The following is a 12,029-nucleotide window of genomic DNA, read 5'->3' on the forward strand; positions in this document are numbered from 1 at the left end:
ACGGCTACCTTGCAAGGTAGCCGTTTGATAATAATGATTTAACGCAGAATTTAATAAGCGGCGGTTAAGTTATTCCAATTTTTCTTTTGGGCTAACAAGCGTGCTTTTAATTCTTGTACCTGCAACTTCAATTGCTGATTACTTAGTTGTTTACGTTTCGCATCTAACAACACCTTCTTAGCTTGATAGTATTCCATCAGATGTTGCTTCATCAGGTCATACTCGGCTTGGAAGTTAGCAATGAGTTCATCACAGTTAGGTAAATGAGCCACCTTATTCTGTGCTTTTAGAAGTTGCATCTGTAGTTTGGCACTTTCAATACGTTCTTGAGGTACAACACGTAAGTCGGTTGCTAAACCACACCAGTGCATTGACTTAATTAACCATTTGGTTGGGTCGTAGTGCCACCACTTAATACCGTTACGGTAATCATTCTCAAATATGTGGTGAAAGTTATGATATCCCTCACCGTAAGTGAGCAAAGCGATAACACCGTTATCTCGTGCAGTATTCTTATTGGTATAAGGTTGGCTGCCCCAGATATGTGCTAGAGAGTTAATAAAAAAAGTACAATGATGCACAACCACTAAACGTAATAGACCCGCCATTAGCACCATTGAAATGATATCGCCATTTAGCCAACCTAAGAAAGCAGGTAAACCGATATTCATTAATAGGACTAAGCTCAAATAATGTTTATGTTGCCACATCACAATAGCGTCTTTTTGTAAGTCGCGGACATTTTTGTAATCATGGTAGCGACTGGCTTGATATTCACGCAACATCCAACCGATATGGCTATACCAAAATCCTTTTTTAGCTGAGTAAGGATCTTTATCGTTATTATCAACATGTTTATGGTGAATGCGATGATCTGAAGACCAATGCAGTGCACTATTTTGTAATGCTAAAGCACCGCCCAGTGCGAATAAAAATCGCATTACAGGGTGAGCTTTATACGCTTTATGCGACCACAGCCTATGATAACCAGCCGTAATAGAGAGTCCGCTGGCAAAGGCAAGTACCACAAAAGCAATCCATTCAATCGCTTCAAAGCCGTGGGTTAATCCACGCCAAGGCACAAGAGTGAGTGCGCCTAGAAGTGTTAGAGCGAATAAAGAAGTATTTAACCAAATAATAGGTGGTTTTTTCATCAAGATAATCCAAGAATCTTATTGGGCGTACAGTTGTACGCTAATTTAACTTACCAACTTTATCGGGTCAAGTTTTCTAGGGCTGTGTTTTTGGGCTAAAAGCGGTATTATCTGTGCATTAACATTTACTATATGGATTTTTACATGGGTGTAAGAGCATTACAGAAAGAAAAAACCCGTCGTGCATTGGTAGATGCCGCTTTTAATCAATTAAGCGCAGAACGTAGTTTTTCCAGTTTAAGTTTACGAGAAGTGGCTAGGGAAGCGGGCATTGCGCCAACCTCGTTTTATCGTCATTTCAAAGATATGAATGAACTTGGTTTAACAATGGTTGATGAAGGTGGATTAACACTTAGACAAATGATGCGTAAAGGTCGCCAACGTGCAGAAGCTGGTGGCAGTGTTATACGTATCTCAGTTGATACCTTTGTCGAAGTGCTTGAATCAAACCCAAACGTATTTCGTATTCTATTACATGAACGTTCAGGAACTTCTGCCGCTTTTAGAGCCGCAGTGGCAAGAGAGATTGAACACTTTATCTCTGAGCTTTCACATTATACCGAAGCCACAGCTGGCAGAACGCCTATGTTGGCAAGAGTACAAGCAGAAGCCTTAGTGACATTAGTCTTTAACGCTGGCGCATCAGCTTTAGACATGAAGCGGGCAGATAGAAAGGTATTAGCCGATCACTTAGTGCTGCAATTGCGAATGGTGGCCAAGGGCGCCGAAGCTTTACAACATAAAGTGGATACGCGATAAGCCGATCTACTTATTCTCGACAGTATCAATTTCGACGTAGAATTAAAAAAGCCGTTATAAGAATCAACTTATAACGGCTTTTTTGTATTCGTGTTTAGTGGTATTACTTACGTTCTAGTAATATGCCTGATTCCATATGATGGGTATAAGGAAATTGGTCGAATAGTGCAAAGCGGGTAATCTTATGCGTAGTGCCTAGTGTCTCAAGATTCACTTTTAGCGTTTCAGGGTTACATGAGATATAGAGGATACGTTCATAATTTTGCATTAATGCTAAAGTGTCATCATCGATACCCGCTCTTGGTGGGTCAACGAAAATGGTATTACAGTTATAACTATCTAAATCGATACCTTCTAAGCGTCTATAAGTGCGCTTTTTCGCCATCGCATCACTAAAGTCTTCAGCTGACATACGAATGATTTGAACATTCTCAACCTCGTTGATGGCAATATTATATTGTGCGGCATCAACTGATGGTTTAGCTAGTTCAGTGGCTAACACGCGATCAAAATTTTGCGCCAAGGCGATAGTGAAGTTACCATTTCCACAGTACAGCTCCAATAAATCGCCAGTGCTATCTTTTGTCGCCGAAATAGCCCACTCCAGCATTTTGACTGAAACTTTTGCATTGGGCTGAGTGAAGCTGTTTTCAATTTGTTTGTAATGTAATACCTGGCCAGCAACATCCAGTGTTTCAACAACAAAATCTTTATCTAAATCGATTTTAAGCTTGCGAGCGCGGCCTATAATATTAACGTTAAACTTTTCAGCTAAACGGGCTTTCATTAACTTCGCTTGCTCTATCCAAGTGTCGCCCAATTGGCGATGGTAGAGTAGTGATACTAAAATTTCACCACTCAGTGTTGTTAAAAAATCCACTTGGAATAGTTTGAAACGTAAATCAGGATTAGGACGTAACTCTTCCATTAATGCTGTCATCATTTCATTGATCAATTTACCCGCTGGTAAATACTGTTCACAGCGTACTTTTTGATCTAACACTTTATCAAACATGTAATAGTATAAATCTTCATCATCATGCCATACACGAAATTCAGCACGCATTCGGTAGTTGGCAGGCTCTGAAGCAAACACTTCTAAACTAGGCGGAGTAAACTCGGCAAAGGTCTGTTCAAGCTTGATACGCTTTTCTGCTAGTTGCGCATCATAGTTTTTAGGATCCATTGCAGCTAAATTCATTTTGTTCCACCATAGGCTGTAAATTAAGGGCGCAAATATTATACTACACAACGCTGATGTCCAGTGGATTGGCGTATTCTTAATAGATTAGTTGTTAATTTAGCCGATATCCTTTTTATAACCCATTTAATGGAGAAGATTTTGTCAGGTCCTATACTCATTTTTGATTCTGGAATTGGTGGTTTATCGGTTTTAGAACATATTCATTCAAAAATACCTGCCAAAGATATTTTCTATTTGTTCGATAATGCACGATTACCTTATGGAAACCTTGCAGAGCAAGACTTAATTGATGGTTGTGTGGCATTGATTACGCATCAAGTAAAAGCGCTTAATGCATCAGTGGTCGTAGTGGCATGCAATACCGCCAGTACACTTGTATTACCTAAACTTAGAGAAAACCTTTCTATTCCTGTAGTTGGAGTTGTTCCTGCGATTAAACCTGCAGCTCAATTATCAATGACTAAACATATTGCATTATTAGCGACACCCGGCACTGTTGAAAGGGCATATACCAAAGAGTTAATCAGTGAATTTGCTGGTGGCTGTAAAGTGATGTTGATTGGTTCATCTGAGTTAGTGATGATTGCAGAAGATAAAGCAGAAAGAAAACACATCGATATAAATAAGATTAAACAGATCGTTGCGCCCATCAATGGCACTGATATCGACACCGTTATATTAGGCTGTACACACTTTCCACTATTACAGCAAGAAATAGCAACATGTATTGAGCAACCAATTACCTTACTTGATTCTGGAGAAGCGATTGCTGCAAGAGTGTTGTCGTTAGTTAATATTGAAAATGGTTCAGATCGTAAAAGGGTATCTTCAAAAGGATTGTTGGAAGCAGGGTATACGAAGGATATTGATAAGGGGTTAGAAATAACATTAGCTAACTACGGTTTTAAGCGATTGCTTAGACTGCCGTAGCTAGCTAATAGAAGGGTTTAGTCTTCTTTATTCATTTCTGCTGGATCTGACTCTTGTGATTTAGCTTCACGAACTTTCAAAGTACGTTCTTGGAAGCTGTAATCGTTTAACTTGTTCATTGCTTTTTTCGCACCAGATTCTGACATTTCAACAAAGCCAAAACCTTTACGACGACCAGTTTTTCGATCTCTTACTAAACGAACTGAATTAACCGGTCCGTATTCACCAAACAACGCTTTCACTTCACCTTCATGAACACGGTATGGCAAGTTACCAACATATAGAGTCATTGTTGGTCCAACATAAGGCTTACTTGAATCCGTTGCGCTAGAAGATGGCACGAAAGTAAATACAAGGCTAGCTAACATAACACCAGCAATAAATGACACGACTAATGAAACATCGCTTGAAAGAGCATAAATAACAATTGCACCTATAAGGGCAATGACTAGGGTAATAACAAATGGCTTCTGCATAAGATTGTCTCTAATAAAAATGAAAAATGATAAATAACTGTTAAAAACATAGCTATGGTAATGAATTATTGAAGCTTTCACCATACTCTGATGAAAAAATGAGCTCAAAACATGATAAAAGTTACAATAGTGATAGTTACTGTAGGATAAAAGTGCACTTTAAATGCTCATAACAGCTAAAAATAAAACGATCCGCTCAAAAGATATTCGCTTGGTAATCTTTTATTAAAAAAGCGCTTGCGCACTTTTAGGATTTGCCTATAATGCGCATCCACTGACACGGCAAACCACGCACTAGCATGGGTTACACGCCAAGTCAGTTCACTGTAAAGTGACGCTGAAATTGTTTTTAAATAAGTTTAAAAATGACTTGACGCGAAAAGGGAATTGCGTAGAATACGCATCCCAAGCCAACGACCTAGCGTCTACTGGCGGAGTCTGAAAAATTGATTCCACGCTCTTTAACAATTTATCAAGTAATCTGTGTGGACATTCACAGGTGTTGAGTTAATCGAAATTGCTTACTTCTTTCTAGTAAAAGAATGTAGCAATCAAAATTATTTACTCAATGTAACGATGAGTGTTCATAGCAATATGTAACAAACGTTTTAGAGATTCTTCCGAGTCTTTAAATCGAAATCAGAATTCATTGAGCCAAAGCGACGTTCTTATTTATAAGAATGGTTGCTTTAACAAAACTTTAATTGAAGAGTTTGATCATGGCTCAGATTGAACGCTGGCGGCAGGCCTAACACATGCAAGTCGAGCGGTAACACAAGGGAGCTTGCTCCTGAGGTGACGAGCGGCGGACGGGTGAGTAATGCCTAGGGATCTGCCCAGTCGAGGGGGATAACAGTTGGAAACGACTGCTAATACCGCATACGCCCTACGGGGGAAAGGAGGGGACCTTCGGGCCTTTCGCGATTGGATGAACCTAGGTGGGATTAGCTAGTTGGTGAGGTAATGGCTCACCAAGGCGACGATCCCTAGCTGTTCTGAGAGGATGATCAGCCACACTGGGACTGAGACACGGCCCAGACTCCTACGGGAGGCAGCAGTGGGGAATATTGCACAATGGGCGAAAGCCTGATGCAGCCATGCCGCGTGTGTGAAGAAGGCCTTAGGGTTGTAAAGCACTTTCAGTAGGGAGGAAAGGTTAACGGTTAATAACCGTTAGCTGTGACGTTACCTACAGAAGAAGGACCGGCTAACTTCGTGCCAGCAGCCGCGGTAATACGAGGGGTCCAAGCGTTAATCGGAATTACTGGGCGTAAAGCGTACGCAGGCGGTTCATTAAGCTAGATGTGAAATCCCCGGGCTCAACCTGGGAATTGCATTTAGAACTGGTGAACTAGAGTCTTGTAGAGGGGGGTAGAATTTCAGGTGTAGCGGTGAAATGCGTAGAGATCTGAAGGAATACCGGTGGCGAAGGCGGCCCCCTGGACAAAGACTGACGCTCATGTACGAAAGCGTGGGGAGCAAACAGGATTAGATACCCTGGTAGTCCACGCCGTAAACGATGTCTACTCGGAGTTTGGTGCCTTGAGCACTGGGCTCCCAAGCTAACGCATTAAGTAGACCGCCTGGGGAGTACGGCCGCAAGGTTAAAACTCAAATGAATTGACGGGGGCCCGCACAAGCGGTGGAGCATGTGGTTTAATTCGATGCAACGCGAAGAACCTTACCTACTCTTGACATCCACAGAACTTACCAGAGATGGTTTGGTGCCTTCGGGAACTGTGAGACAGGTGCTGCATGGCTGTCGTCAGCTCGTGTTGTGAAATGTTGGGTTAAGTCCCGCAACGAGCGCAACCCCTATCCTTATTTGCCAGCGCGTAATGGCGGGAACTCTAGGGAGACTGCCGGTGATAAACCGGAGGAAGGTGGGGACGACGTCAAGTCATCATGGCCCTTACGAGTAGGGCTACACACGTGCTACAATGGCGTATACAGAGGGTTGCAAAGCCGCAAGGTCTAGCTAATCTCACAAAGTACGTCGTAGTCCGGATCGGAGTCTGCAACTCGACTCCGTGAAGTCGGAATCGCTAGTAATCGTAGATCAGAATGCTACGGTGAATACGTTCCCGGGCCTTGTACACACCGCCCGTCACACCATGGGAGTGGGCTGCACCAGAAGTAGATAGTCTAACCTTCGGGAGGACGTTTACCACGGTGTGGTTCATGACTGGGGTGAAGTCGTAACAAGGTAGCCCTAGGGGAACCTGGGGCTGGATCACCTCCTTACCTATACGACTAACTCAATATTTGTTGAGTGTTCACACAGATTACTTGATAGAAAGAAAGAGCAATATACGTTGGGTCTGTAGCTCAGCTGGTTAGAGCGCACCCCTGATAAGGGTGAGGTCGGTGGTTCAAGTCCACTCTGACCCACCAAAATCTTCATTTCTCCTAAGCGAAGATTTTGTATTAACGTATTTGTTCACTGCATGTAAATGGGGCTATAGCTCAGCTGGGAGAGCGCCTGCCTTGCACGCAGGAGGTCTGCGGTTCGATCCCGCATAGCTCCACCATTTACATCTTCTCATTATTTTGAGTCGACATATGCAATTAAGAGATGCCAAAGATAATCTAAACATTATCTTTGGCTTTTTTTAGCCCGTTCTTTAACAATTTGGAAAGCTGATAGTATTTAACATGATGATGTCTGTCGTTATGTTATTTACAAAATCGTATTATTGAGAAATTAATCCTTTTTCAATAATACATTGAGTTCTCAAAACACTTTATTAAGTGTCTTGAATATTCTAAAAATCTAAGGCGAATTTGTGTACTCGAAAGAGATGCAAATTATGTAATAAACCAGCTAGTTACGATATAACCGTTAAGGCTACCCGCTTTAACAACACTTGTTTTCATTTATGAAACTGATGTGGGTTGTATGGTTAAGTGACTAAGCGTATACGGTGGATGCCTTGGCAGTCAGAGGCGATGAAGGACGTAATAACTTGCGAAAAGCGTTGGCGAGCTAGTAATAAGCACTTGAGCTAACGATATCCGAATGGGGAAACCCGGCCACATAAGTGGTCATCATACAGTGAATACATAGCTGTATGAGGCGAACTCGGGGAACTGAAACATCTAAGTACCCGAAGGAAAAGAAATCAACCGAGATTCCCCTAGTAGCGGCGAGCGAACGGGGATTAGCCCTTAAGTCTATGGGGTGTTAGTGGAATGAGTTGGAAAGCTCAACGGTACAGGGTGATAGTCCCGTACATGAAAACTAACCATAGATGAAAACGAGTAAGGCGGGACACGTGACATCCTGTTTGAATATGGGGGGACCATCCTCCAAGGCTAAATACTCCTGACTGACCGATAGTGAACCAGTACCGTGAGGGAAAGGCGAAAAGAACCCCTGTGAGGGGAGTGAAATAGAACCTGAAACCGTGTACGTACAAGCAGTGGGAGCGGTTCTTGAGACCGTGACTGCGTACCTTTTGTATAATGGGTCAGCGACTTACGTTTTGTAGCGAGGTTAAGCGAATAGCGGAGCCGTAGGGAAACCGAGTGTTAACTGCGCGTTTAGTTGCAAGGCGTAGACCCGAAACCGAGTGATCTAGCCATGGGCAGGTTGAAGGTTGAGTAACATCAACTGGAGGACCGAACCGACTAATGTTGAAAAATTAGCGGATGACTTGTGGCTGGGGGTGAAAGGCCAATCAAACTCGGAGATATCTGGTTCTCCTCGAAAGCTATTTAGGTAGCGCCTCGAGCGAATACCACTGGGGGTAGAGCACTGTTAAGGCTAGGGGGTCATCCCGACTTACCAACCCTTTGCAAACTCCGAATACCAGTGAGTACTACTCGGGAGACAGACGGCGGGTGCTAACGTCCGTCGTCAAAAGGGAAACAACCCAGACCATCAGCTAAGGTCCCAAAGTTATTGCTAAGTGGGAAACGATGTGGGAAGGCTTAGACAGCTAGGATGTTGGCTTAGAAGCAGCCATCATTTAAAGAAAGCGTAATAGCTCACTAGTCGAGTCGGCCTGCGCGGAAGATTTAACGGGGCTAAGCAATACACCGAAGCTATGGGTTTGCTAGTTTACTAGCAAGCGGTAGAGGAGCGTTCTGTAAGCGGTTGAAGGTGAAGGGGTAACCCACACTGGACGTATCAGAAGTGCGAATGCTGACATGAGTAACGATAAAGGGAGTGAAAAACTCCCTCGCCGAAAGACCAAGGGTTCCTGTCCAACGTTAATCGGGGCAGGGTGAGTCGACCCCTAAGGCGAGGCCGAAAGGCGTAGTCGATGGGAAACAGGTCAATATTCCTGTACTTCTGCTAACTGCGATGGAGAGACGGAGAAGGCTAGGCTAGCGCGGCGTTGGTAGTCCGCGTTTAAGGTTGTAGGCTGTAAACTTAGGCAAATCCGGGTTTACTTAAGGCTGAGAACTGATGACGAGTCACTAAGGTGATGAAGTAGTTGATGCCATGCTTCCAGGAAAATCTTCTAAGCTTCAGGTTAGTAGGAATCGTACCCCAAACCGACACAGGTGGTCGGGTAGAGAATACCAAGGCGCTTGAGAGAACTCGGCTGAAGGAACTAGGCAAAATGGTACCGTAACTTCGGGAGAAGGTACGCTCCTGACGGTGATGAGACTTGCTCTCTAAGCTGTTGGGAGTCGCAGATACCAGGTGGCTGCAACTGTTTATCAAAAACACAGTACTGTGCAAAATCGCAAGATGACGTATACGGTATGACGCCTGCCCGGTGCTTGAAGGTTAATTGATTGGGTTATCTTCGGAGAAGCTCATGATCGAAGCCCAAGTAAACGGCGGCCGTAACTATAACGGTCCTAAGGTAGCGAAATTCCTTGTCGGGTAAGTTCCGACCTGCACGAATGGCGTAATGATGGCCACGCTGTCTCCAGCCGAGACTCAGTGAAGTTGAAATTGCGGTGAAGATGCCGTATACCCGCGGCTAGACGGAAAGACCCCGTGAACCTTTACTATAGCTTGGCACTGAACATTGAACCTACATGTGTAGGATAGGTGGGAGACTTTGAAACTTCGTCGCTAGATGGAGTGGAGTCAATCTTGAAATACCACCCTTGTAGTTTTGATGTTCTAACCGCGGCCCCTTATCGGGGTTCGGGACAGTGCCTGGTGGGTAGTTTGACTGGGGCGGTCTCCTCCCAAAGAGTAACGGAGGAGCACGAAGGTTGGCTAAGTACGGTCGGACATCGTACGGTTAGTGCAATGGCATAAGCCAGCTTAACTGCGAGACATACACGTCGAGCAGGTACGAAAGTAGGTCATAGTGATCCGGTGGTTCTGTATGGAAGGGCCATCGCTCAACGGATAAAAGGTACTCCGGGGATAACAGGCTGATACCGCCCAAGAGTTCATATCGACGGCGGTGTTTGGCACCTCGATGTCGGCTCATCACATCCTGGGGCTGAAGTCGGTCCCAAGGGTATGGCTGTTCGCCATTTAAAGTGGTACGCGAGCTGGGTTCAGAACGTCGTGAGACAGTTCGGTCCCTATCTGCCGTGGGCGTTGGATGATTGAAGGAAGCTGCTCCTAGTACGAGAGGACCGGAGTGGACGAACCGCTGGTGTTCGGGTTGTTATGCCAATAGCATTGCCCGGTAGCTACGTTCGGAATCGATAACCGCTGAAAGCATCTAAGCGGGAAGCGAGTCCTAAGATGAGTCATCCCTAGAGATTTAATCTCTCTAAAGAGCCGTTCGAGACTAGGACGTTGATAGGCAGGGTGTGTAAGCGTTGTGAGGCGTTGAGCTAACCTGTACTAATGACTCGTGAGGCTTAACCATACAACCCAGATGAGTTTTATCTGAGTGTGTTGTGGTAACTAGATTTATTACAGACTGAAAAGTCGAACTTAGATACGAATATAAAGCGCTTAATGAAGTGCGAACTCAAAAAATCTCGAAAGAGGTATCAGATTTCCGAATTATTATTTACTGCGTTTGCGGTAAATGAAGCAAGAATTTGCTTGGTGACAATAGCATTGTGGTACCACCTGATCCCATCCCGAACTCAGCAGTGAAACGCAATAGCGCCGATGATAGTGTGGGGTCTCCCCATGTGAAAGTAGGTCATCGCCAAGCGCCTAATAAGAAGAACCCCTGACTCTACGAGTCAGGGGTTCTTTCGTTTACGGCTTTTAATCAAGATACGGTGAAAGCTGAGTGTCATGTCCGTGTGTATAAAGCAATCGCTTTATACAGACATGGAACGCGGGGGATGTATCCGCAGCTGAACATCGCCAAGCGCCCTATATCTTTTAAATGAGAGCATCTTAAATGAGAGCAGATAGCCCGTTATTAACGTAGCGGGCTTTTTCGTTTTATCGGTTTTTTAAAAACTAATAATGTATCGATTATTTATCTAATTCTATTAGTTTTATCATTATTCTCGTCCCTAAACTTCTAAATAGACTTATTTCGCCATTTGTGGGTATCTTCAGTACAATAGAAGCCATTATTTTCGAATAGAAAAAGCATTTTATGCCTGTAAATTTAAAACCCCATAACACCCTATCCCTTACACAGTCATGTGAAACGTATGTTGAGGTTAATTCAAAACAAGAATTAACAGATGCAGTCACTAGAGTTTATAAGTCTGCGAGTCCTATGCTTATATTAGGTGGCGGAAGTAATGTCGTATTTACGACAGACTTTAACGGGACTGTAATAAAGGTTTTGTCGAAGGGGATTAATGTTACTGAACACTCTGATCATTACAGCGTATCTGTGCAGGCGGGTGAGAACTGGCATGAATTTGTGCAATATTGTTTGCAAAGAGGGATGCATGGCCTCGAAAATATGGCATTAATTCCTGGCACTGTGGGTGCTGCTCCTATTCAGAATGTTGGCGCGTATGGCGTTGAAATTGAGAAGTTTTGCCACCAAGTTGAATATTATGATTATACATCGGAAACAATAAACGTTATTTCAGCTTTAGAATGTCAATTTGGTTATAGAGATTCAATTTTCAAACATGCATTAAGAAACAAGGCCGTCATTACTGAGGTTGTATTTAAACTTCCTAAGAAATGGATTCCTAACCTTGACTATGGACCGTTAAAACATTTAGAAGCAGATGACATTGGCGCGAAAACCATTTTTGAAACCGTTTGTAGTGTCAGACAAAGCAAATTACCTGACCCTTCTAAGCTTGGAAATGTAGGCAGTTTTTTTAAAAACCCGATAATAACTGCTAAGCAATATGTTGAATTACTAGCTGAATTTAGCGATCTTGTTGGTTATGCTCAATCGGACGGTAGTATTAAAATTGCAGCTGGCTGGTTAATTGATGAAGCAGGCTTGAAAGGTTTTTCAATTGGTAAAGCAGCAGTGCATAGCCAGCAAGCTTTAGTCTTGATTAACCTAGGTGGTGCTACTGGTGAGGATATATGTATGTTAGCGCACACCGTAATGGACAGAATAAACGAAAAATTCAATATACAATTGGAATCCGAGCCAAGAATAATCGGTTCACAAGGAGAGGTGAGTATTTAAG

The 12,029-nt window shown here is 43.5% G+C and carries 6 protein-coding genes, 2 tRNA genes and 3 rRNA genes; 8 read left to right on the forward strand and 3 right to left on the reverse strand.

What is annotated here, in order from left to right; genetic code table 11:
• Nucleotides 1-50: 50 nt before the first annotated feature.
• Nucleotides 51-1,154 carry an acyl-CoA desaturase gene (locus FPK91_RS14450; protein WP_144211900.1) on the reverse strand — a complete coding sequence of 368 codons (1,104 nt, stop codon included), beginning with the start codon at nucleotides 1,152-1,154 and terminating at the stop codon, nucleotides 51-53.
• A 144-nt stretch (nucleotides 1,155-1,298) separates the two neighbouring features.
• Here FPK91_RS14450 and fabR point away from each other — a divergent pair, with 144 nt between their 5' ends.
• The gene (gene fabR, locus FPK91_RS14455; protein ID WP_144211901.1) at nucleotides 1,299-1,913 is read left to right on the forward strand and encodes an HTH-type transcriptional repressor FabR; all 615 of its coding nucleotides are present in this window, start codon (nucleotides 1,299-1,301) and stop codon (nucleotides 1,911-1,913) included.
• Nucleotides 1,914-2,016: 103 nt separating this feature from the next.
• On the opposite strand, the gene trmA is transcribed toward fabR, so the two are convergent.
• The gene (trmA, locus tag FPK91_RS14460) at nucleotides 2,017-3,114 is read right to left on the reverse strand and encodes a tRNA (uridine(54)-C5)-methyltransferase TrmA (RefSeq protein WP_144211902.1); all 1,098 of its coding nucleotides are present in this window, start codon (nucleotides 3,112-3,114) and stop codon (nucleotides 2,017-2,019) included.
• A gap of 141 nt (nucleotides 3,115-3,255) precedes the next feature.
• Here trmA and murI point away from each other — a divergent pair, with 141 nt between their 5' ends.
• Nucleotides 3,256-4,047: a glutamate racemase gene (gene murI / locus FPK91_RS14465; RefSeq protein WP_144211903.1), complete on the forward strand. Its 792-nt coding sequence runs from the start codon at nucleotides 3,256-3,258 to the stop codon at nucleotides 4,045-4,047.
• Nucleotides 4,048-4,064: 17 nt separating this feature from the next.
• Here murI and FPK91_RS14470 read toward each other — a convergent pair whose 3' ends face one another.
• Nucleotides 4,065-4,523 carry an RNA recognition motif domain-containing protein gene (locus FPK91_RS14470; protein ID WP_144211904.1) on the reverse strand — a complete coding sequence of 153 codons (459 nt, stop codon included), beginning with the start codon at nucleotides 4,521-4,523 and terminating at the stop codon, nucleotides 4,065-4,067.
• A 701-nt stretch (nucleotides 4,524-5,224) separates the two neighbouring features.
• On the opposite strand from FPK91_RS14470, the gene FPK91_RS14475 reads away from it, so the two are divergent.
• From FPK91_RS14475 to murB, 6 genes are all read left to right on the forward strand, one after another.
• Nucleotides 5,225-6,767: ribosomal RNA gene (locus tag FPK91_RS14475) — 16S ribosomal RNA — on the forward strand.
• Between the two features lie 73 nt (nucleotides 6,768-6,840).
• Nucleotides 6,841-6,917 (forward strand) — tRNA-Ile (locus FPK91_RS14480).
• A gap of 61 nt (nucleotides 6,918-6,978) precedes the next feature.
• A tRNA-Ala gene (locus FPK91_RS14485) sits at nucleotides 6,979-7,054 on the forward strand.
• Between the two features lie 370 nt (nucleotides 7,055-7,424).
• Nucleotides 7,425-10,318, forward strand: a 23S ribosomal RNA gene (locus FPK91_RS14490).
• 181 nt (nucleotides 10,319-10,499) lie between these two features.
• A 5S ribosomal RNA gene (rrf, locus tag FPK91_RS14495) occupies nucleotides 10,500-10,615 on the forward strand.
• The 16S, 23S and 5S rRNA genes sit together here with 2 tRNA genes alongside, the layout of an rRNA operon.
• Before the next feature lie 399 nt (nucleotides 10,616-11,014).
• Nucleotides 11,015-12,028: a UDP-N-acetylmuramate dehydrogenase gene (gene murB / locus FPK91_RS14500; RefSeq protein WP_144211905.1), complete on the forward strand. Its 1,014-nt coding sequence runs from the start codon at nucleotides 11,015-11,017 to the stop codon at nucleotides 12,026-12,028.
• The last annotated feature ends 1 nt before the right edge of the window (nucleotide 12,029 follow it).

The sequence above is a fragment of the Shewanella donghaensis genome, assembly GCF_007567505.1.
Lineage (GTDB): Bacteria > Pseudomonadota > Gammaproteobacteria > Enterobacterales > Shewanellaceae > Shewanella > Shewanella donghaensis.

Coding starts and splice junctions, on each gene's coding strand:
- FPK91_RS14450 (WP_144211900.1), bottom strand. CDS start 1,154: ATGAAAAAACCACCTATTATTTGGTTAAATACTTCTTTATTCGCTCTA.
- fabR (WP_144211901.1), top strand. CDS start 1,299: ATGGGTGTAAGAGCATTACAGAAAGAAAAAACCCGTCGTGCATTGGTA.
- trmA (WP_144211902.1), bottom strand. CDS start 3,114: ATGAATTTAGCTGCAATGGATCCTAAAAACTATGATGCGCAACTAGCA.
- FPK91_RS14470 (WP_144211904.1), bottom strand. CDS start 4,523: ATGCAGAAGCCATTTGTTATTACCCTAGTCATTGCCCTTATAGGTGCA.
- murB (WP_144211905.1), top strand. CDS start 11,015: ATGCCTGTAAATTTAAAACCCCATAACACCCTATCCCTTACACAGTCA.